Below are 21,147 nucleotides of genomic sequence, written 5' to 3'. Positions count from 1 at the left end.
GACTGATAAAAACCCGGCAGGTTTAATCGATAGACGGATTTCGCCGGATTCAGCCAGTCCGATACTGACCCATCAGTCGAACGGCGTTACCGACCCCGCACTTCTACACGTCAGAGATGGGTCGAAAATACCCAAACCGGTGCAAAACAACTCACCGGAAACGCCCGTTCTAGAGCCTCCCAAGCAAACAATCAATTCCGTTGATTATTACCATTGCGTTTATGAACTTTTATATCGACTTATCGAGAGTAGCATTGCCCTCGTACCCACTTTTTCGCACCCCCGAGGAGCACAACAATCATGAAACGCCAATTACTGCTTAGCCTTTCACTCTCGATGCTGGCCAGCACTGCTTTTGCCCTGCCAGCCGCTGACCAGGCCACCCCACAAGTGAAACAAGACCACTCGGTGTTCAGCCAGACCGTCGCCGCCGATGGCTCCGAGCGCACTCCACAAGGCCAGACCCTTGCCGAAGGCGGTAATGATCGCCTGAAAGAAAAAGGCCTGATCACTCAGGATGGCTCGGACCGTACTCCACAGGGCCAAACCCTGGCTGCCGATGGTTCGGATCGTACTCCACAAGGCCAGACCCTGGCTGCCGATGGTTCGGATCGCACTCCACAAGGCCAGACCCTGGCTGCTGACGGTTCGGATCGCACTCCACAAGGTCAAACCCTGGCCGCCGACGGTTCGGATCGCACTCCACAAGGTCAGACCCTCGCTGCCGACGGTTCGGATCGCACGCCACAAGGTCAAACCCTCGCTGAAGGCGGTGGTGACCGTGTGATCGAACGCAACAGCACCCTGAGCTAAGCCCCATGGCCGCCCAGAAAAAAAGCCCAATCCCCGGATTGGGCTTTTGACTTTTCAGCACTGCGCTTTATAGATGCCGCACTTCCCCGCTTGATCCCTCACAGTCGTTCGACGCCGGCAAAGCCGATTTGCTAGAGTGCGCCGCGTCCTTGTCCAGAAAACGCCCTTGCGATGCTGCCCCGCGCCGAACAGAAACAACAGACCCGTAATGCCCTGATGGACGCTGCCCGGCGCCTGATGGATGGCGGCCGAGGATTCGGCAGCCTGAGCCTGCGTGAAGTCGCGAAAACCGCCGGCATCGTACCGACCGGTTTCTACCGCCATTTCGCCGACATGGATGAACTGGGCCTGGTGTTGGTCAGCGAAGTCGGCCAGACCTTCCGCGAAACCATTCGCCTGGTACGGCACAACGAATTCGTGATGGGCGGCATCATCGATGCCTCGGTGCGGATTTTTCTCGACGTGGTCAGCGCCAACCGCTCGCAGTTCCTGTTTCTTGCCCGCGAGCAATACGGCGGTTCGCTGCCGGTACGCCAGGCCATTGGCCGTCTGCGTGAAGGCATCAGTTCGGACCTGGCGGCAGATTTGTCACTGATGCCGAAACTGCAGCACCTGGACATCGCCGACCTGAGCGTCATGGCAGACCTGATCGTCAAAAGCGTGTTCGCCACCCTGCCGGACATCATCGATCCGCCCGCCGAGGCCTTGCCTGAGCACCTGACGCCCCAGGCAAAAATCACCCAGCAGCTGCGGTTTATCTTTATCGGCCTCAAGCACTGGCAAGGGCTCGGAAGCACCGAATAACCTCTTGACGAAGCCCATATCCCTGTGGGAGCGGGCTTGCTCGCGAAAGCGCCGGCACATTCAACATTGATGTGACAGGTACACCGCCTTCGCGAGCAAGCTCGCTCCCACAATGAACTGCATCGCTTCAACTTGGTGCGCGAATCAAAAACAACGCACCAACTTCAACCAAAAAGCCCACTCAATCGATACCCCTCCTACGTCTCCGTCAGCCATTTCCTACACATCATGTCGATTGGCAAGCCCCTTGCTCTAGCCTGAGGATCGTCCATTGCTGGAAGCCTTCCGATGCTGGTGATTCATCGCAGAATCGACCCTCAACCCGTTTGGGCCGCTGAACTGCACCTGACGTTCGAAGCCCGCAGCAAAAGTCGTTTGCGCTGTTTCAGTGCCGAGGGCGAAGACGTCGGGTTGTTTTTGGAGCGTGGCCAACCGCCCCTGCATGACGGCGAATGCCTGCAAGCCGAAGACGGGCGGATCGTGCGCGTCTGCGCCCGCCCCGAACAACTGCTGCACGTCACCTGCGCCAATGCCTTCGAACTGACCCGCGCGGCCTATCACCTGGGCAACCGCCATGTCGCCCTGCAAGTCGGCGACGGCTGGTTGCGCCTGCTCGACGACTACGTGCTCAAGGCCATGCTCGAACAACTCGGTGCCATGGCCTCGAACATCGAAGCGCCGTTCCAACCGGAACATGGCGCCTACGGCGGTGGCCATCATCATTCGCGCCACGGCGATGAAGACTTCAACTACGCGCCGAAACTGCACCAGTTCGGCGTACGCCCATGAACCCGGCCTGGGCGTTGCTGCGCCTGGCCAGTCCGCAATTGCCGATTGGCGGCTACAGCTACTCCCAAGGGCTGGAAATGGCTGTGGATAACGGCCGGGTAAACGACCCCGACAGTGCGCGACGCTGGATCAGCGATCAGTTGCTGTTGAACCTTGCACGCTTCGAAGCGCCGCTGCTGCTCGCCCATTGCGTGGCCGCCAGCGAGGACAACTGGGGCCAATTGCTGCAACGCTGCGAGGAACACCGCGCCAGTCGCGAAACCCGCGAGCTGCATCAGGAAAGCCGGCAGATGGGCTACTCGTTGCAGCAGTTGCTCAACGGCTTGCCGGAACTCGACACACCCGCCCGTGCCTTCCTCGAACAATGCAGCGAGCCACATCTGGCCCTGGGATGGGCCTTGGCCGCGCGCGCCTGGCAGATCAGCCCGCAGGACGCCTTGGCTGCGTGGCTATGGAGCTGGCTGGAAAACCAGTTGGCGGTGCTGATGAAGACCTTGCCCCTGGGCCAGCAAGCCGCCCAACGCCTGACCAGCGAACTGTTGCCGCTGCTTCAACAGGCGCAACAGAGCGCCACCCGAATCGATCCCGATCACTACGGCAGCGCCGCTTTCGGCCTGTCCCTGGCGTGTATGGCCCATGAGCGCCAGTACAGCCGTCTGTTCCGTTCCTAGGGCCTGTTATTTTGGAGAATCACATGAACACACAACCCCTGCGCGTGGGCATCGGCGGCCCGGTCGGCTCCGGCAAAACCGCCCTGACCCTGGCCCTGTGCCTGGCCCTGCGCGAGCGCTATAACCTGGCCGTGGTGACCAACGACATCTACACCCGCGAAGACGCCGACTTCCTGGTACGCAACGAAGCCCTGGCGCCGGAACGCATCATCGGCGTGGAAACCGGCGGCTGCCCGCACACGGCCATCCGCGAAGACGCCTCGATCAACCTTGAAGCCGTGGATCAACTCAATCGCCGTTTTCCGGGGCTGGACCTGATTCTCGTGGAGTCCGGTGGCGACAACCTCTCCGCGACCTTCAGCCCGGAACTGTCCGACCTGACGATCTACGTGATCGACGTCTCCGCTGGCGACAAACTGCCGCGCAAGGGTGGGCCGGGGATCTGCAAATCCGACCTGCTGGTGATCAACAAGATCGACCTGGCGCCGCTGGTCGGCGCCTCGCTGGAGATGATGAACAGCGACACCCAGCGCATGCGCAACGGCAAGCCATTTGTCTTCAGCAACCAGAAAACCGGCCAGGGTCTGGAACAGATCATCGCCTTCATCGAACGCCAGGGCTTGCTGACCGCGGCCTGATCCCCCTTCAACAAGGAAGCTTATCCATGACACTGAAACGCATTCTGGGCGCCCTGGCCCTGCTGCTGACGCCAGCCCTTGCCCTCGCCCATCCAGGGCACGGCGACAATGGCTTGATCGCCGGTATCAGCCACCCGCTTGGCGGTCTCGATCACCTGCTGGCGATGCTCGCGGTCGGCCTGTGGGCCGCACAGCAGCAAGGTGCTGCGCGCTGGGCGCTGCCATGCACCTTCGTCGGGACCCTGCTGATTGGCGGGATGCTGGGCTTTGAAGGAATGAACCTGCCGGCACTGGAGAGCGGGATTGCCGCTTCCGTATTGGCCTTGGGGCTGGCGGTGGCGCTGGCTGTGCGTCCACCGCTGGCGATGGCGGTGGGTGCGACAGCGTTGTTTGCGCTGTTCCATGGTGTGGCACATGGGCTGGAACTGCCGGAGATGTCGAGTCCATGGACCTATGCCATGGGTTTTGTAGCGGGCACAGCAGCGTTGCATGCAGCAGGTTATGCGGTGGTGCGGGTGTTGCCGCAGGCCGCAGCGCCGTTGGTGCGACTGGCGGGCGCAGCTTCGGCGATGACCGGGGCGTGGCTGCTGGCGGGCTAGTTCTCTAGTGCCTGAACCGGCCTCTTCGCGGGCAAGCCCGCTCCCACAGGGTTCCTGGTGTGAATGCTATCTATGTCACACAGCAAACTACTGTGGGAGCGGGCTTGCCCGCGAAGGCGGCCTGACAGACACAACCTCTCTCAAGTCAACCTCTCTGCTAACATGTCGCGCAATCGCCCCTGCCGTGACGACGCCAGCCAATGCCACCTGTTTCCCGCTCCGCCTCCCAGCCTGAATTGACCGCCCTGTTCGCCTCGGTGCAACAGCATTTCCTGAACGTCATCGTGCCGCTCTGGCAAGGTCCGGGCTGGAATGCCGACATGGCGTTGCCCTACGAGGCGCTGGATGCCGAACACCAACCGCTGCCACCGCAACGCTACCGGGCCATGGCCTGTGCGCGGCAGTTGTATCTGTTTGCCAGCCTGATCGGTCAGGTGCCGGGCGCCGAAGAGCGTGCCGCCGCCTTGTTCCGCTCGTTGCAGCGGCACTTCCACGATGCCGAGCACGGCGGCTGGTTCTACAGCGTCGATGCTCAAGGGGCGCCACTGGATCAGCGCAAGGACCTCTACACCCACGCGTTCATCCTGTTCGCCTGCGCCCATTACTGGGACAAGGTCCGCGAGCCGCTGGTGGAGTCGGTACTCAACGCCTCGCTGGAAGTGATCGCGCAGCGTTTCGCCACGGACGACGGTCTGTACGAAGCCACGCTCGACCGCGACTGGGCATCGCTGGGCAGCGGCCCCTTGCAAAACCCGCTGATGCACCTGGCCGAAGCATTCCTCGCCACCCTGTCGGTGCGTGAAGATCTCGACGTGCAACACGCACTCATCGAGTTATGCACAGCCATGCACAAGCGCTTTATCGATCCGCAGCACGGCGTGTTGATGGAAAAGCCGCTGGGGTCTGTGGATAACTGGTTTGAACCGGGGCATCAGTTCGAGTGGTATTTCCTGCTGGAATCCTCGGCACTGCTGCGCACTTCAACCCTGCATGCCGATCTGGAAAGGGCCTTCGTTTTGACCGAGCAGTTGGGCGTCGATCAGCAGACCGGTGCGGTGCGGGCCATGCTCGACCTCGAACCAGGTGGCGGCGTCCGGGATGCCACGCAGCGTATCTGGGCCCAGGCCGAGTACCTGCGCGCCCTGACGCTGCGTCCGGACAGCGAAGCGGATGTATTGCGTCAATTGCAGGCGTTGCAGCAGCGTTCGCTGCACGCAGGAGGCTGGTTTGAGTGTCGTGATGAACACGGTGAAGTCAGCCGCCGCGACATGCCGTCGACCACGCCTTATCACCTGGCGACCTGTTATCGCGGGTTGGCGGTATATCTCGGCTGACTGTTTGGTTGCTTTCGCGAGCAGGCTCGCTCCCACAGGTGATCGCATTTCAATGTGGGAGCGAGCCTGCTCGCGAATGACCTCAAAGAGGTCACCGAACTGTCACTCAATCCACTTGCGATCCCCGGTAAAGCTGATGGTCAGCCATCGTGCGGCATCCGGCTCGCCAAGCTTCGCAGAAATTTCCTCGCGCAGACTGTCCAGTTGCCCCACGCCGTCCAGCCAGTAATCCTTCGGCAATACGATGTGGATCTCGATAAAACACGCCCTGCCGTGCTTCTGCACGTAGGAAATGTAGTCGTCGAAACCATGCTCGACCTTCGCCACCTCCATCACCTGACGCACCTTTTCGTCCAGCTGATCCGGGACGATCCCCAACACATCACGCAAGGCCGGTCCGAGGATTTTGAGCGCCGGGGGGAGCATGCCCAAGGCCAGCAGAATCAGGATCATCGGGTCGACATACACCGCCCACTTGTCGTAACCCTGAGTCTTGAGCAGCAGCGCGATGAGGAAACTCACCAGCAGGCCCGCCGACAGCATCGCGTCCACCAGCCAACTGATGTTGTCGAACTGGATCAGCGATGAGTTGAGCGTGCGATTGCGTTGGCGGACATAGAAAAAGTAAATGAGCTCAACGACAGTGAAGAACGCCGCGTAGAAGATCACCAGCCCCAGTTCGACCTCGCGGCCTCCGCTGATGATGCCGAACACGCCGTTGAGAAAGGCGTAAATGGCGACCAGGAAAATGAAGCTACCCTCGATCACCAGCACCATGGGTTCCAGGTGCCAGGAACCGAACTGGAAGCGCTGGTTGCTTTCCTTGGCGATCAGCCGGGCGGTGATCAGCATCAGGACCTTGATGAAGGCCGCGATCAACGAAAAGAAGCCATCGAACAGGATGGATTGGGCGCCCGACACAAAACCGGTGATGATCCCGGCGAATGTCACGGCAAGCATCAGGAAGGTCGATTGTTTGAGCAGCGACTGCTCGCCTCGATTACTCACTGGATCTCCTCTAATACCTCTAGACCGCCGGGTGTGGCGGGTTGCTTGAGGGAGAAGTCTAGCTGATGTCCTGTTGTGTCTATTCCGGCCTCATCGCGAGCAAGCTCGCTCCCACAGTTGATCGCATTTCCATGTGGGAGCGAGCTTGCTCGCGATTGGCCGTTACTCGGTCTTAAGACTTGCGCTCGATCGCAAACCCAGCCCAGGTCTGGCTCACCGGCATCAGTTCCAGGCTGTTGATGTTGATATGCGCAGGCGCATTGAGTACCCAGAAAATGGTCTCGGCGATGTCTTGCGGCTGGATCGGCTCGGCGCCGGCGTAGGTAGCGTTGTAGCGCTCCTGGTCACCGGCAAAACGCACCAGCGAGAACTCGCTCTCGCACAGGCCCGGTTCGATGTTGCTGACCCGCACGCCTGTGCCCTGCAGGTCGCAGCGCAGGTTCAGGGAGAACTGTTTGACGAACGCCTTGGTCGCGCCATACACATGGCTGCCCGGGTACGGATAGTTGCCGGCGATGGACCCCAGGTTGACGATGCCGGCGCCACGACCGTGGGCAATCAGGCGTGGCAACAGCAGACGGGTGCTGTACATCAGGCCTTTGACGTTGGTGTCGACCATGGTGTCCCAATCGTCCAGGTCGCACTTGGGTGCCGGATCGACGCCCAGGGCCAGCCCGGCGTTGTTGATCAACCCACGCAGCTTGGCAAAGGACGGCGGCAGATTGGCAATCGCCTCCTCCATGGCCTTGCGATCACGCACATCGAGCACCAGGCCATGGACTTCGGTCTGCTTCGACAGCTCGGCGCACAGTGCATTGAGGCGCTCTTCACGACGGCCTGTCAGCACCAATTTCCAGCCAGCGTCGGCAAAACGACGGGCACAGGCTTCACCAAAACCGGAGGTCGCGCCGGTAATAAACAGGGTGTTGGACATCGTGTTCTCCTTGCTTCGGCTGATCGCCAGCCATTGGAATGGTAAATCAGCAGGCAGAATGCCCGGCCTTGCCCATAGCGGCAACCGCACTTTCTGTACAAAAAACGAACAATCCCCGCAAGCCCTCGGCCAGCTTGGCTTGCAGCCATGTGCGCGCACGTTATCCACAGGCCGGTCCACAGTCTTTGGGGGCAAGTGGAAAAGCTGCAAGCCGCTATCCACAAGGCTTTGCGCGACTTTTTGAAACTTTTTTGCTTGACCCTCAATAGCCTGCCGTGTAGCCCCTGGCAATTTTCATGACTGACGGGTCAAACCAGCGATGGCGCCAAGCCAGTAACCACGGCCTTCAGCCGGGTCTTTCCAGAGTTTAATCACAGACTTATCCACAGGCTTGTCCACGCTGATTCCACCCGCTTTCATCTCGAACAAAAAGGTTGACAAAGCGCTCTTCAAGTTGCGCAAAAACACTTGATCAAAAACTGAACACCCTCCTGCAGGCCACGGTTTAGAAGGCCTGCAGCCAGCTACTCCCACGTTATTCACAGCCGGCTCCACAGCAAACGGGGACAAGTCAAAACCGTGACAAAACAACTATTTGCAGCGGCTTTATGTCGCGCTTCGGGAGCTCTTGAATATTGTTTTCCACAATTTCCCGGAGGCACGCCAAAAACCCTGTGGGAGCGAGCTTGCTCGCGATAGCGGTTTGTCAGTCAACATCAATATTGGCTGATAGATTGCTATCGCGAGCAAGCTCGCTCCCACAGGGTTTAGTGGTGTTTGGGAGATGTAAAAAGCCCCGGCGATTGCGCGCCGGGGCTTTTGCATAACCACTGAAACTCAGTGCCCGCCGAGATAAGCGTTACGCACATCCTCGTTGACCAGCAGTTCCTTGCCGGTGCCGGTCATGCGGATTTCGCCGTTGACCATCACATACGCCCGGTCCGACAACCGCAGGGCGTGGTTGGCGTTCTGCTCCACCAGGAAGATGGTCATGCCGGTCTTGGCCAGTTCTCGCAGGGTCGCGAAGATCTGTTTCACCACGATCGGCGCCAGCCCCAGGCTCGGCTCATCGAGCAGCAACAACTTGGGCCGGCTCATCAGGGCACGGGCGATGGCAAGCATCTGCTGCTCGCCACCGGACATCGTCATCGCCCGCTGGGTACGCCGCTCTTCGAGCCGCGGGAACAGCTCGAACATGCGTTGCATGTCTTCCTTGGCGTACTTGTCACCGATAGGGATGGTGCCCATCAGCAGGTTTTCCTCGACTGTCATGTCGGGGAACACCCGCCGCCCTTCCGGCGACTGCGCGATGCCGTTGGAGGCGATGTAGTGGGACGACTTGTGGGTAATGTCCACGCCCTGATAAAGGATCTGCCCGTCGGCGGCCCGTGGCTGGCCGAAGATCGACATCAGCAGGGTCGACTTGCCGGCGCCGTTGGAGCCGATCAGGCTGACGGTCTCCCCTTCGTTGATGTGCAGCGAGACGCCTTTAAGGGCCTGAATCGGGCCGTAGAACACGTCCAGGTCCTTGAGTTCGAGGATGGGTTTGCTCATACCACCTCCTCTTCGTCAGCGCCCAGGTACGCGGCAATCACTTTCGGGTCGTTGCGGATGTCGTCGGGACCACCCTCGGCGATGACGATGCCGTGGTCCAGCACCACGATGTGGTCGGAAATGCTCATTACCATGCCCATGTCGTGTTCGATCAGCACCACGGTCAGATCGTGCTCATCGCGCAGCAGCCGGATCATCGCGCTCAGCGCTTCGGTTTCCTGAGGGTTGAGGCCGGCGGCCGGTTCGTCGAGGCAGATGATCTGCGGACGGGTGCACATGGCGCGGGCGATTTCCAGGCGGCGCTGCTGGCCGTAGGACAGTTCACCGGCCAGGCGGTTGGCGCAGTCCACCAGGTCCACCACTTCCAGCCAGTAGAAGGCATGGTCCAGTGCATCGCTTTCGGCCTTGCGATAGCCCTTGGTGTTGAGGATGCCGGCCAGCATGTTGCGGTTGACCCACATGTGCTGGGCCACCAGCAGGTTTTCCAGCACCGACATTTCCTTGAACAGGCGAATGTTCTGAAACGTCCGCGCCAGGCCGGCACGGTTCACCAGGTGGGTGCCGCCGAACATCTTGTAGCGCAGCCGGGTGATGAAGCTTTTTGGCGAAACGAAATCGGTCGGCTTGAACGATTCGCCCAGCAACTGGATGACGTTGGTCTGTTGCCCGCGCACGTTCAGTTCGATCTTGCCGCCGGAGGCCTTGTAGAACCCGGTCAGGCAGTTGAACACCGTGGTCTTGCCGGCGCCGTTGGGGCCGATCAGGGCGAAGATCGAGTTGCGCTTGACCTTCAGGCTCACATCATTCAACGCCTTGATGCCGCCGAAGTGCATCATCAGCTTCTCTACGGAGAGTACGACTTCGCTCATGGCGCTACTCCTTTACGCGGCGTCACACCGGTACGGCTGATCCGAATCAGGCCGCGCGGTCGCCAGATCATCATCAACACCATCAAGATGCCGAACAGCAGCACGCGGTACTCGGCGAAGCCACGCAGCAGTTCCGGAGCGACGGTCAGCACGAAGGCTGCAATCACCACGCCTATGGTCGAACCCATGCCGCCCAGTACCACGATGGCGAGGATCAACGCCGATTCGAAGAAGGTGAACGAGGTCGGGTTGACGAAGCCCTGGTAGGTGGCGAAGAACACCCCGGCCAGACCGGCCGTCGAGGCACCGATGGTGAATGCCGAGAGCTTGACCAGTACGTGGTTCAGGCCCATGGAGCGGCAGGCGATTTCGTCTTCGCGCAGGGCTTCCCAGGCACGGCCGACCGGCATGCGGGTCAGGCGATGCTTGATGTACAGCACAGCCAGCACCACGAGGAACAGCACCGCGTAGATGAAGTAGTACTTCACGTCGGGGTTGTAGGCGATGCCGAAGAACTCATGGAACGGCACGCCGCCGTCCTTGGCTCGCTTGCCGAACTCCAGGCCGAAGAAAGTCGGCAGCGGTGCCGGCATGCCGTTCGGGCCGCCAGTCAGCGACAACCAGTTGTTGAGGATCAGGCGGATGATTTCACCGAAACCCAGGGTCACGATCGCCAGGTAGTCACCGTGCAGGCGCAGCACCGGGAAACCGAGGATGCAACCGGCCAGGCCGGCGATGATCGCCGCCAGCGGCAACACCGTCCAGAAGCCCAGCCCGAGGTATTGGTAACCGAGTGCCAGGCCGTAGGCGCCGATGGCGTAGAACGCCACGTAACCGAGGTCGAGCAGGCCGGCCAGGCCAACCACGATGTTCAGCCCCAGCCCCAGCAGTACGTAGATCAACCCGAGGATGACCACGCCCAGCAGGTAGGAGTTGGAGAAAAACGGCAGCGCCACGGCAATCAAGATGACCAGCGGGATGATCCAGCGCAGCCGCGACTTGTAGTCAGGCGCCAGCACATGCACCCCGGAGCCTGTCGATTCAAAGCCTTCGAGGATTTTCAGGCCCTGGGCTGTCTGCAGGAACATGCTCAGGGCAAAACGTCCGGCCATGACGATCGCCACGATCCACGCCACCCGGGTGGTTTCCAGGTTGAAGCCATAGCCATCGAGAACGACGCCGACAATCGGCCCGAACACAATCAGGGCAATGAGGCCGGCAAGAATCGCGTCAACCAGACTTTTTTTGATATCAATGGTTTTTTTAGTGGTTGAAGACATCGCTTACACCTTCGACACAAGAGGACGGCCGAGCAGGCCTTGAGGCCGAAAGACCAGAACGAGGACCAACAGCGAGAAGCTGAAAACGTCTTTGTAGTCCGAGTTCACCAGACCGGAAAACAGCGACTCGGAAATCCCGAGAATGATCCCGCCGAGCATTGCGCCGGGCAGTGAGCCAATCCCGCCGAGCACCGCGGCGGTGAACGCCTTGATCCCGATGATGAAGCCGGCATAGAAGTCGAATGTGCCGTAGTTCATGGTGATCAGCACGCCGGCCAGGGCCGCCATCGCTGCACCGATGATGAACACGTAGGAAATCACCCGGTCGGTGTTGATCCCCAGGATCGAAGCCATCTTGCGGTCTTGCTGGGTTGCACGGCACATGCGGCCGAGCTTGGTGTACTTGATGATGTAGGTCAGCGCGGCCATCCCGACAAACGCGGCGACCAGAATGAAGACCTTGGTGTAGGTCAACTGAACGAAACCGGTACCGATATCAACGCGCCAGGCACCCGAGAGCAACGTCGGAACGCCTTGTTGCTTCGCGCCCTGGGAGATCTGTGCGTAGTTTTGCAGGATCAGAGAGATGCCGATCGCACTGATCAGCGGTGCGAGTCGAGTGGAGTTGCGCAGGGGTTTGTAGGCGACACGCTCGATGACCCAGCCATACACCGCCGTGACGACGATGGTGAAGATCAGTGTGCCAAGCATCAGCAGCGGGAAAGATTCGATACCGAAGTAAGCCAGCAGAGCCAGACTGATTGCCGCGAGGTAAGCGGAAATCATGTAAACCTCGCCGTGGGCGAAGTTGATCATGCCGATGATGCCATAGACCATTGTGTAGCCGATGGCGATCAGGCCATAGACCGACCCGAGGGTCAGGCCGTTGACCAGTTGCTGCAGGAAAATACCATCCATAACGCAATCTCACGCAATGAGAACCTGCACATGTGGCTGTGCGGTTCTTCTAAGGAAAATACAGATATACGTCGGAGCAATGACAACCACGATCAGGCTGGCCACCACCGCCCCCTGTAGGAGCGAGCTTGCTCGCGAAGAACCTGAGGACAACGCGTTGAACCAGCAAGCACGCGTCATCGTTGACGTTTTTCGCGAGCGTGCTCGCTCCTACAGGGAATCAGTGGGGTTCAGGTGATCGAGTCAGCCCTTACTTCTGTTTTTCCAGCTGGTGGTATTTGCCGTCCTTGTCCCACTGGTAAACCACGTAGTCGGATATTTTCAGGTCGCCCTTGCTGTCCCAGGTCTTCTCGCCCATGACGGTCTTGACCGGGTTCTTCTTCAGCCATGCGGCCGCTTCTTCGCCCTTGTTGGACTTGGCGCCGTTGAAGGCTGCCGCCAGGGCCTGGACCGAAGCGTAGGCGTACAGGGTGTAGCCTTCAGGCTCGGTACCGGCCTTGCGGAAGGCGTCTACCACGGTCTTGCTGTCTGGCAGCAGGCGTGGGTCGGCGCCGAAGGTCATCAGCACGCCGTCAACGAATTGCGGACCGCCAGCGGTGGTCACCAGTTCGTCGGTCACGATGCCGTCGTCGGACATGAACTTGACGTCTTTCAGGCCCTGTTCACGCAGTTGACGCACCAGAGGACCGGCTTCCGGGTGCAGGCCACCGAAGTAGACGACGTCAGCGCCAGCGCCGCGGATCTTGGTCACGATGGTGCTGAAGTCTTTCTCGCCACGGGTCAGGCCTTCATACAGCACAGGCTTCACGCCACGCTTCTCAAGCTGAGCCTTGGTGGCATCCGCCAGGCCTTGACCGTAGGTGTCCTTGTCGTGCAGCACGACCACTTTCTTGCCCTTGAGCACGTCGACGATGTAGTCGCCGGCCACGATGCCTTGCTGGTCGTCACGCCCGCACATACGGAACATGGCGCTCAGGCCGCGCTCGGTCACAGCCGGGTTGGTGGAGCCTGGAGTGATGGCGATGATGCCTGCTTCGTCGTAGATCTCGGAGGCCGGGATGGTCGACGAGGAGCAGAAGTGACCGACCACGCCGGCGACTTTCTGGTTGGTCAGGTCCTTGGCGACCGTCACAGCCTGTTTCGGTTCGCAGGCGTCATCGCCCTTGACCAGTACGATTTTTTCCCCGTTGACCCCGCCCGACGCGTTGACCGCATCGGCCGCCGCTTGCGCACCCTTCATGTACTGTTCGCCAAATGCCGCGTTGGCGCCTGTCATTGGTCCCGCTACGCCGATCTTGATGTCAGCCTGAGCAAACGCAGAAACACCCAGCGCAGTTGCCACTGCGAGGGCCAGAAAGCCTTTCTTGTAAAACGTCTGGGACATGAGGTGGTGCTCCATGGTTTTTTTTAATTGGCACTGCGACTTCAATGAATGCTCAGAGCAAGGGCCGTGCCATCGGTTTTTTATTCTTAAAAAAGTCGCTGCTTTCTTGTTATTTCGACTGTTTCGGGCCCATTTTCATTGGGCGTGCAACCGTCTAAACCGCGGAAGGTAAAACCATTATTTTTTTGAGGCGCAACCCGCCTGCGCCATCATTGCAACCGTGGCTTTAAACGACGTGCAACCAGCCTGTAACAACGTGCGTCACCGAAGTGCACACTGCTGGTGCGAGACTGCTACAACCCGCACCACTACAGGCTAGCTGTAGATCGAAAAAGCGCCGCTTGCGCCCTGCAAAAATCAATATTCAGATCACGATGCGCAGGCACTGGCCTGCGTGATACAGCGAGAATCCCGCCTCGTACAGACAGCTGCGCAACCCCACCCCGGCCAATGGCTGCATGGGCGCGAAAGGAATCGGTAGCGCTTGAGGATTTCCGTTACACAGGTAATCGGCAAACGCCTTGCCGACCACCGTTCCCGTGGTCACGCCCCGCCCGTTGTAACCGGTGACGGCCACTAAACCGGGCGCTGGCTCGAACAGGCGCATCAGATGATCGGGGGTAAAGGCGATGCGGCCGGTCCAGGTGCATTCCCATTCCACCGGTTTGAGGTACGGGAAATAGTGTTGCTGCACCCGGTCGGCCCAGGCCTTGAGGAACCAGGTCGGCTTCTGATTGCCATTCCCCAGGCTGCCAAGCAACAGGCGACCGTCTTTATCCCGGCGGATACTGCTGAGCACCTGTCGGGTGTCCCAGGAACCCTGGCCTCCGGGCAGAATTTGCCGGGCAGCTTCTTCGGTCAGCGGCACCGAGGCCACCTGATAGTAATAACCGGGGAAGAAATTGCGCCGCAGTTCCGTCCAGTCGCCTTCGGTGTAGGCATTGGAGGCAATCACCACTTTCTCGGCCATCACCGAACCCTGGGCGGTTTGCACCGACCAGCGCTGGCCCTGACGTTCGAGCCGGGTGACCGGGGAATGATCGAACAATTGACCGCCCAGGCCGATGGCCGCCTTGGCCAGCCCGGTGGTGTAGGCCATCGGGTTGAGCGTGCCGGCGCGGCGATCGAGCAATGCTGCGGCAATCTTTTTCGTGCCGGTGGCTTGCTCGCAGGCCTGACCGGTGAGCAGCTCTACCGGCGCACCGCGACGTTTCCATTGTTCTTCACGACTGCGCAAGTCGGCTTCGCCACGGGCGTTATGCGCCATGTGCAGCGTGCCTTCGCGGCGCAACTGGCAATCGATGTTGTATTTGTCGACAAGGCTGAACACCAGGGATGGCGCCGCGCCCAGCATGCGGTTGAGCTGGCTGCCGACCGCCTCGCCGAACCCTGCTTCGATCTCGTCCGGGGGAATCCACATCCCGGCATTGACCAGCCCGACGTTGCGCCCCGAACCACCATGGCCGGCACGATGGGCCTCCAGCACACAAACGGTCTTGCCTTGCTCCAGCAGATGCACCGCCGCCGACAAACCGGTAAACCCGGCGCCGATGACGCAGACATCCACCGTGACCTCACCCTTGAGGGCCGAATTGTCCGGCCTCTGCGGCGTCAGTTTTTCCCACAGACACTCTTCGCGTAACGGCATTGCCAGACTCCAACAGAAACCTAACCAACACACAAATCACTTTAGGAGCGAGCTTGCTCGCGAAAAACGTCATGGCAACGCGTTTAAACAGCAAGCCCGCGTTATCGTTGACGATCATCGCGAGCAAGCTCGCTCCTACAATCAATCGAACGTGATGCCCTGCGCCAACGGCAACTCCAGCGAATAGTTCACGGTGTTGGTCTGGCGGCGCATATAGCCGCGCCATGCATCGGAGCCGGACTCGCGACCGCCACCGGTTTCTTTCTCGCCACCAAACGCGCCACCGATTTCCGCACCGCTCGGGCCGATGTTGACGTTGGCGATGCCGCAATCGCTGCCCACCGCCGACATGAACTGCTCGGCTTCACGCACATCGGTGGTGAAGATGCACGAGGACAGGCCTTGTGGCACGGCGTTGTTCAGGCGCAGCGCTTCCTGGAAGTCGGTGTAGCCGACCACGTACAGGATCGGGGCGAAGGTTTCGTGGCACACGACGTCGCTCTGCTCCGGCATTTCGACGATGGCCGGCGAAACGTAGTAGGCGTTCGGGAACTGGTCTTCCAACTGACGCTTGCCGCCGAAGACCTTGCCGCCTTCGCTCAACGCCTGCTCCAGCGCATCCTGCATGTTGTCGAAGCTTTGCTTGTCGATCAGCGGGCCGACCAGGTTGCCTTCCAGCGGATGGCCGATACGTACTTTCGAGTACGCGGCTTTCAGGCGGGTGACGATTTCTTCTTTCACCGATTCATGAGCGATCAGTCGACGCAGGGTGGTGCATCGCTGACCGGCGGTGCCGACGGCACTGAACAGGATCGCGCGAACGGCCATGTCCAGGTCGGCGCTCGGGCCGAGGATCATGGCGTTGTTACCGCCCAGTTCGAGAATGCTGCGGGCAAAGCGCGCGGCCACTTTCGGTGCCACTTCGCGGCCCATGCGGGTGCTGCCGGTGGCGCTGATCAGGGCTACGCGCGGGTCGTCCACCAAGGCTTCGCCGGCATCGCGACCGCCGATCACTACCTGGCACAAATTCGCAGGCGCATCGCTGAAGTTCTTCACGACGCGGTCGAACAGCGCCTGGCAGGCCAGCGCGGTGAGCGGGGTCTTTTCCGACGGTTTCCACACCACCGGGTTACCGCACACCAGCGCCAGCGTGGTGTTCCAGGCCCAGACCGCAACCGGGAAGTTGAAGGCACTAATCACCCCGACAACGCCCAGCGGGTGCCAGGTTTCACGCATATGGTGGCCAGGGCGCTCGGAAGCGATGGTCAAACCGTACAGTTGACGGGACAGGCCGACGGCGAAGTCGCAGATGTCGATCATTTCCTGAACTTCACCCAGGCCTTCCTGAGTGATCTTGCCGGCTTCCCAGGACACCAGCTCGCCGAGGTCGGCCTTGTATTCGCGCAGCACTTCACCGAATTGACGCACCAACTCACCACGGCGCGGTGCCGGAACCTTGCGCCACAGTTCGAACGCATGATCTGCGCGACTGATGTGCTGCTCGACTTCAGCCGCGCCTTCCCAGTTCACGGCGGCGATCCTGCTGCCATCGACCGGCGAATGCACCGGCACTTTGCCGTTCTGGTACAGGGCCGGGTTCACACCTAGACGATCAAGCAATGCGGCAACCATGGGTCACTCCTCAAGCAAAAGACAGAACACGTGCAGCCGGAAAATCACGGCTGATCAGACCTGTAGTTTTAGCTGCCCGGAGGTTACTCAACAAACGACCTTTAAGAGAGATATCATTCCGTTTATTCATGCTGTGCATTGCTGGCAATAAGAAACAAGAACCAAGGACCGCCCATGCTGAATAAACGCTACCTGCCATCGATCGCTGCATTGCAGTGCTTCGAAGCCGTCACCCGGCACTTGAGCTTCACCCGGGCTGCCGAAGAGCTGAACCTGACCCAGAGCGCCGTGAGCAAACAGGTCGCGCAACTCGAGGAGTTGTTGCAGCACCTGCTGTTCCGCCGGGTGCGCCGACGCCTGCAGATGACGCCGGCCGGCGATCTGTACCTGGTCGAGGTGCGAAAAATCCTCACTCAGGTCGAGATGTCGACCCATTACCTGCGTTCCTACGGTGGCGAAACCGAAGTCCTGCGGGTTTCGACGCCGCCCACCTTCGGCGCCCGCTGGCTGGTGCCGCGCCTGAAAGGCTGGCGCCTGCGGCACCCGTCGATCCATCTGGACCTGTGCAGCGAACAGGAAGCCGACGACCTGCTGCAAGGTCGCAGCGACCTGGCGTTCTACTTCGGCCAGGGCTCGCGGCCCGGCACCGAATGCCTGAAGCTGTTCGGCGAAGAGCTGGTGCCAGTGTGCGCCCCGGGTAGCCTGCCGAACACGCCGTTCACCGACCCGACGCAACTGACCGACCTGGTCCTGCTGCAAAACGCCTCCCGCCCCCAGGCCTGGCATGACTGGTTCGACCACCAGGGCTACCACACCGAGCACAGCTACCACGGCCCGCGTTTCGAAACCTTTTACATGTGCATCCGCGCCGCCCAGGTTGGCTGCGGCGTGGCGCTGCTACCGCGCTTTCTGGTGGAAGAGGAACTGGCGGACGGCAAGCTGGTCATTCCCTGGCAGCATGCAATGCCCAGCAGCGATGCCTATTACCTTGCGTACCCGGAGCACTCGGCGGAAGTGCCGAAGGTGCGGGACTTTGTGAAGTGGATGCTGGAGCAGGTTGATAGCCCGGAGGCTCCACAACATTGAGCCTTTTCACAATCCCTGTGGGAGCGAGCTTGCTCGCGATGGCGTCATTACATTCAATACTTGAATTGCCTGTCAGTCCGCTATCGCGAGCAAGCTCGCTCCCACAAGGATCTGGTGCAGTCTGAAAAATTGCTGGCAATCCCCACCACCGTTGTGCGCCACTAGCTCTATTCAATGTGGAGAACCCCCGTTATGAGCGAGAGTGTGTTTGCCGATCGCATCGTGCAGAACCTGCTCGACACCGACTTCTACAAACTGACGATGATGCAGGCGGTGCTGCACAACTACCCCAACGTCGAAGTCGAATGGGAGTTTCGTTGCCGTAACGGCGAGGATTTGCGCCCCTACCTGGCGGAGATCCGTTTCCAGATCGAGCGCCTGGCCGAACTGAGCCTGAGCGCCGATCAATTGAGCTTTCTGGAACGCATCAGCTTCCTGAAGCCGGATTTCCTGCGCTTTCTCGGTTTGTTTCGCTTCAACCTGCGTTACCTCCACACCGGTATCGAAAACGGCGAGTTGGTCATCCGCCTGCGCGGCCCCTGGCTGCATGTGATCCTGTTCGAAGTGCCGCTGCTGGCGCTGGTCAGCGAGGTACGCAATCGCTATCGCTATCGCGAAGTCGTGCTGGAGCAGGCCCGCGAGCAGCTTTACCGCAAGTTCGACTGGCTGAGCGCCAACGCCAGCAGCGATGAGTTGTCCGAGTTGCAGGTGGCCGATTTCGGCACGCGCCGCCGCTTCTCGTATCGCGTACAGGAAGAAGTCGTGAATGTGCTCAAGCACGACTTCCCCGGACGCTTTGTCGGCACCAGCAACGTGCACCTGTCCCGGGAGCTGGACATGAAACCCCTGGGCACCATGGCCCACGAATGGATCATGGCCCACCAGCAGCTCGGCCCGCGGCTGATCGACAGCCAGATCGCCGCACTCGATTGCTGGGTCCGCGAATACCGTGGCCTGCTGGGGATTGCCCTGACCGACTGCATCACCATGGATGCCTTCCTCGGCGATTTCGATCTGTTTTTCGCCAAGCTTTTCGACGGCTTGCGCCACGACTCGGGCGATCCGGTGGTCTGGGCGGAAAAAGCCATCGCCCACTATCACAAGCTCGGCATCGACCCAATGAGCAAGACCCTGACCTTCTCTGACAGCCTGACCCTGCCCAGAGCCCTGGAGATATTCCGGGCGCTGCGCGGTCGGATCAATGTCAGCTTCGGCATCGGCACCAACCTGACCTGTGATATTCCGGGTGTCGAACCGATGAGCATCGTGCTTAAAATGGCCGCCTGCAACGGCCAGCCGGTGGCGAAGATCTCGGACGAGCCCGGCAAGACGCACTGCAAAGACCCGAATTTCGTCGCGTACTTGCGACACGTTTTCCAAGTACCTGCCGCCCTTTCAAGTCCATCAAGCAAGGAGTGAATTCATGCAAGCCGTACAGCGTGAGATTGCTGAACAGCTCAAGGTCCAGCCGCCATTCGCCGACGAAGCCGCCCTTGAGGCCGAAGTCGCCCGGCGGGTGACCTTCATTCAGGACTGCCTGGTCAACTCCGGGCTCAAGACCCTGGTCCTGGGCATCAGTGGCGGTGTCGACTCCCTGACCGCCGGCCTGCTGGCCCAACGAGCCGTGCGTGAACTGCGCCAGCGCAGCGGTGATGCCGCGTACAAATTCATTGCCGTGCGCCTGCCCTACGAAACCCAGTTCGATGAACACGACGCCCAGGCTTCGGTGGATTTCATCAAGCCGGACGAGCGCCACACCGTGAACATCGGCCCGGCGGTCAAGGCCCTGGCCAATGAAGTGGCGGCCTTCGAAGGCAAACATGCAGTGTCGGTGGACTTCGTGCTCGGCAACACCAAGGCGCGCATGCGCATGGTCGCCCAGTACACCATCGCCGGCGCGGCCCATGGCCTGGTGATCGGCACCGATCACGCGGCGGAAGCGGTGATGGGGTTCTTCACCAAGTTCGGTGACGGCGCCTGCGACCTGGCGCCACTGAGCGGTCTGGTGAAAAACCAGGTCCGCGCCATCGCCCGCAGCTTCGGCGCGCCGGAATCGCTGGTGGAAAAAGTCCCGACGGCGGACCTTGAAGACCTGTCGCCCGGCAAACCGGACGAAGCCTCCCACGGCGTGACCTATGCCGAGATCGACGCGTTCCTGCACGGCCATCCGGTGCGGGAGGAAGCGTTCAAGATCATTTGCGACACCTACAACAAGACCCATCACAAGCGGGTGATGCCGTTTGCGCCTTGAGGCGTGAGTGAATGAAAAAAGCCCGCTGAAGTGTTGAGCTTCAGCGGGCTTTTTCTTGGGCCAAAACATGCGCCGATGCTTCTGGCCCCTTCGCGGGCAAGCCCGCTCCCACATTTTGACCGCGCCGTCTGACGGTTAAGCGGTACCTGTGGGAGCGGGCTTGCTCGCGAAGAACGATGACGCGGTGTACCTGATTACTTCAGGGTAACCGTGCCTTTCATCATCGAGATGTGGCCCGGGAACGAGCAGAAGAACCCGTACTTTTCACCGGCCGCGAGCTTGGACACGTCGAAGGTCACCGAGTCGGTTTCCTTGGCGCCGATGATCTTGGTGTGGGCGATCACACGGGCGTCGCCTTCTTTCAGATAGTTCTTGTCGATGCCGGCGCTCAGGCCATCGGTGGCGATCGGCTGCATGTCGGCTTCTTTACTCAGCACCCAGTTATGGCCCATGACGTTCTTCGGCAAGCTGCCGGAGTGCTTGAGTTCCACGGTAAACGTCTTGCAGCTCTTGTCGATTTCAATGGCCTTCGTGTCGAAAGACATCTGGTCGGTGGAGTCGACAGTGACTTTGCACTCGGCAGCCATCAGTTGGCTGCTGGCCAGTGTCAACAGGGATACCGCAACAAGTTTGGCAAACATGGTGAATCTCCAAGGCAGGGTTAGCGAAATCGCGAATAAACAGAAGACTGCCTGAAAACTTCGCAAGTTCATATGACTTGAATCAAAAATTGTATACAACTTTCGCGCTATGGCACCAATACGAAATATCTACCGGCCAAGTGTCTGGCCCGGGCCTATCATCAGGCCGTCCCCCTTCAAATGGAATGCCTGTCATGTCGATCAACAGCCTGTTGTGCAGTTTGCTGGCCGCCTACGCCTGCGGCGCCAGCGGTACGTACGAAACGCCAAAACACCAAGTCTAGCCCTTGGAGT

General features: G+C 60.2%; 20 protein-coding genes. 10 read left to right on the top strand and 10 right to left on the bottom strand.

Annotated elements, in window-relative coordinates; all coding sequences use genetic code 11:
- Positions 1-300: 300 nt before the first annotated feature.
- The 7 genes from KW841_RS11645 (at position 301) to KW841_RS11615 (ending at position 5,648) form a co-directional block, all read left to right on the top strand.
- Positions 301-813, top strand: coding sequence for a hypothetical protein (locus tag KW841_RS11645; RefSeq protein ID WP_218476061.1), 513 nt, complete (start codon positions 301-303; stop codon positions 811-813).
- A 171-nt stretch (positions 814-984) separates the two neighbouring features.
- Positions 985-1,617, top strand: coding sequence for a TetR family transcriptional regulator (locus tag KW841_RS11640; protein WP_007979686.1), 633 nt, complete (start codon positions 985-987; stop codon positions 1,615-1,617).
- Positions 1,618-1,905: 288 nt separating this feature from the next.
- Positions 1,906-2,406: an urease accessory protein UreE gene (gene ureE, locus KW841_RS11635; RefSeq protein WP_095964722.1), complete on the top strand. Its 501-nt coding sequence runs from the start codon at positions 1,906-1,908 to the stop codon at positions 2,404-2,406.
- Complete coding sequence (locus KW841_RS11630) at positions 2,403-3,077, top strand: urease accessory protein UreF (RefSeq protein ID WP_218476059.1); 675 nt, start codon at positions 2,403-2,405, stop codon at positions 3,075-3,077. Before ureE ends, KW841_RS11630 begins: the two co-directional genes overlap by 4 nt.
- Before the next feature lie 23 nt (positions 3,078-3,100).
- On the top strand, positions 3,101-3,715 hold the full coding sequence (ureG, locus tag KW841_RS11625) for an urease accessory protein UreG (protein WP_007979691.1): 615 nt from the start codon (positions 3,101-3,103) through the stop codon (positions 3,713-3,715).
- A gap of 26 nt (positions 3,716-3,741) precedes the next feature.
- Positions 3,742-4,314, top strand: a complete 573-nt coding sequence (locus KW841_RS11620; RefSeq protein WP_218476057.1) for a HupE/UreJ family protein — start codon at positions 3,742-3,744, stop codon at positions 4,312-4,314.
- Positions 4,315-4,514: 200 nt separating this feature from the next.
- Positions 4,515-5,648, top strand: a complete 1,134-nt coding sequence (locus KW841_RS11615) for an AGE family epimerase/isomerase (protein WP_218476055.1) — start codon at positions 4,515-4,517, stop codon at positions 5,646-5,648.
- A 102-nt stretch (positions 5,649-5,750) separates the two neighbouring features.
- Here KW841_RS11615 and KW841_RS11610 read toward each other — a convergent pair whose 3' ends face one another.
- The 9 genes from KW841_RS11610 to KW841_RS11570 form a co-directional block, all read right to left on the bottom strand.
- Positions 5,751-6,656 (bottom strand): cation diffusion facilitator family transporter, encoded by a 906-nt coding sequence (locus tag KW841_RS11610; protein ID WP_218476053.1) that lies wholly within the window; start codon positions 6,654-6,656, stop codon positions 5,751-5,753.
- A 172-nt stretch (positions 6,657-6,828) separates the two neighbouring features.
- A complete protein-coding gene (locus KW841_RS11605; RefSeq protein ID WP_007979699.1) occupies positions 6,829-7,590 on the bottom strand; it encodes an SDR family oxidoreductase in 762 nt (253 codons plus the stop codon).
- 837 nt (positions 7,591-8,427) lie between these two features.
- Entirely contained in the window at positions 8,428-9,144 is a 717-nt protein-coding gene (locus KW841_RS11600; protein ID WP_007979701.1) for an ABC transporter ATP-binding protein, read from the bottom strand.
- Entirely contained in the window at positions 9,141-10,013 is an 873-nt protein-coding gene (locus KW841_RS11595) for an ABC transporter ATP-binding protein (protein ID WP_218476051.1), read from the bottom strand. Before KW841_RS11595 ends, KW841_RS11600 begins: the two co-directional genes overlap by 4 nt.
- Entirely contained in the window at positions 10,010-11,293 is a 1,284-nt protein-coding gene (gene livM / locus KW841_RS11590) for a high-affinity branched-chain amino acid ABC transporter permease LivM (protein ID WP_102698674.1), read from the bottom strand. The genes KW841_RS11595 and livM overlap by 4 nt, the downstream gene beginning before the upstream one ends.
- A gap of 3 nt (positions 11,294-11,296) precedes the next feature.
- Entirely contained in the window at positions 11,297-12,211 is a 915-nt protein-coding gene (locus KW841_RS11585; protein ID WP_008048116.1) for a branched-chain amino acid ABC transporter permease, read from the bottom strand.
- Between the two features lie 250 nt (positions 12,212-12,461).
- The gene (locus tag KW841_RS11580; protein ID WP_102698673.1) at positions 12,462-13,595 is read right to left on the bottom strand and encodes an ABC transporter substrate-binding protein; all 1,134 of its coding nucleotides are present in this window, start codon (positions 13,593-13,595) and stop codon (positions 12,462-12,464) included.
- Between the two features lie 364 nt (positions 13,596-13,959).
- Positions 13,960-15,243 carry an FAD-binding oxidoreductase gene (locus tag KW841_RS11575; RefSeq protein ID WP_218476048.1) on the bottom strand — a complete coding sequence of 428 codons (1,284 nt, stop codon included), beginning with the start codon at positions 15,241-15,243 and terminating at the stop codon, positions 13,960-13,962.
- 141 nt (positions 15,244-15,384) lie between these two features.
- Complete coding sequence (locus KW841_RS11570; RefSeq protein WP_007973303.1) at positions 15,385-16,875, bottom strand: aldehyde dehydrogenase family protein; 1,491 nt, start codon at positions 16,873-16,875, stop codon at positions 15,385-15,387.
- A gap of 174 nt (positions 16,876-17,049) precedes the next feature.
- Here KW841_RS11570 and KW841_RS11565 point away from each other — a divergent pair, with 174 nt between their 5' ends.
- The 3 genes from KW841_RS11565 (at position 17,050) to nadE (ending at position 20,212) form a co-directional block, all read left to right on the top strand.
- Positions 17,050-17,961 carry a LysR family transcriptional regulator gene (locus KW841_RS11565; protein WP_218476046.1) on the top strand — a complete coding sequence of 304 codons (912 nt, stop codon included), beginning with the start codon at positions 17,050-17,052 and terminating at the stop codon, positions 17,959-17,961.
- A gap of 192 nt (positions 17,962-18,153) precedes the next feature.
- The gene (gene pncB / locus KW841_RS11560; protein ID WP_007973300.1) at positions 18,154-19,380 is read left to right on the top strand and encodes a nicotinate phosphoribosyltransferase; all 1,227 of its coding nucleotides are present in this window, start codon (positions 18,154-18,156) and stop codon (positions 19,378-19,380) included.
- A 4-nt stretch (positions 19,381-19,384) separates the two neighbouring features.
- A complete protein-coding gene (gene nadE / locus KW841_RS11555) occupies positions 19,385-20,212 on the top strand; it encodes an ammonia-dependent NAD(+) synthetase (protein ID WP_126048935.1) in 828 nt (275 codons plus the stop codon).
- Positions 20,213-20,406: 194 nt separating this feature from the next.
- Here the strand turns inward: nadE and azu are convergent, their stop codons facing one another.
- The gene (gene azu / locus KW841_RS11550) at positions 20,407-20,853 is read right to left on the bottom strand and encodes an azurin (protein WP_015093240.1); all 447 of its coding nucleotides are present in this window, start codon (positions 20,851-20,853) and stop codon (positions 20,407-20,409) included.
- Between the last annotated feature and the right edge of the window lie 294 nt (positions 20,854-21,147).

This window comes from Pseudomonas sp. PDM28 (genome assembly GCF_019219115.1).
GTDB classification, from domain to species: Bacteria; Pseudomonadota; Gammaproteobacteria; order Pseudomonadales; family Pseudomonadaceae; genus Aquipseudomonas; species Aquipseudomonas laurylsulfatiphila.
This window is presented reverse-complemented; position numbering and strand designations above follow the sequence as displayed.